We start from the raw sequence: 744 nt of genomic DNA on the forward strand, positions 1-744 counted from the left end.
CTGGCGCAACGCCCGGGTGCACACCCTGCACGACCCGGTCCGCTGGAAGTACCACGCGGTGGGCGCTTACCACCTCAACGGCACTTTGCCTGCCCGACATTCCTGGATTTAACCGACCAGACCTCTGGAGAATACGCATGACCCTTTCTCATCACGTCGCGGTTATTACCAGCGATGAACAAGCCCTCATTGTCGCCAGCGACCTGGCCGAAGACTTCCGCCGCGACAGCGCCTTGCGTGACCGTGAACGCCGCCTGCCCTTGCCTGAGCTGGACGTGTTTTCCCGCTCCGGCCTGTGGGGCATCAGCGTACCCAAGGAGTTCGGTGGTGCCGGCGTTTCCAACGTCACCCTGGCCAAAGTCACGGCACTGATTGCCCAGGCGGATGCGTCCCTGGGGCAGATCCCGCAGAACCATTTTTATGCCCTCGAAGTGCTGCGGGTGAACGGCAGCCCGGCGCAGCAAAAACGCCTGTACGCCGAAGTGCTCGCCGGCCAGCGCTTCGGCAATGCCCTGGCAGAACTGGGCACCAAGACCGCCCACGACCGCATCACCAAGATCACCCGCGACGGTGACGGTTTCCGTATCACCGGCCGCAAGTTCTACTCGACCGGCGCGATCTACGCCCAACGTATTCCCACGTCCGTGGTGGACGAAAACGGTGTGCAGCAACTGGCCTTTGTCACCCGTGACAGCGAGGGCCTGAGCGTGATCGACGACTGGAGCGGCTTCGGCCAGCGCACCA

1 protein-coding gene is annotated in these 744 nt (G+C 63.3%); it reads left to right on the top strand.

The features are described 5' to 3' along the window. Positions 1–137: 137 nt before the first annotated feature. On the top strand, positions 138–744 hold a 607-nt coding region (locus HX846_RS01125; protein ID WP_178964821.1), incomplete at its 3' end, for an acyl-CoA dehydrogenase family protein.

This window comes from Pseudomonas sp. K5002, assembly GCF_013386655.1.
In the GTDB taxonomy this organism is placed as follows: Bacteria; Pseudomonadota; Gammaproteobacteria; order Pseudomonadales; family Pseudomonadaceae; genus Aquipseudomonas.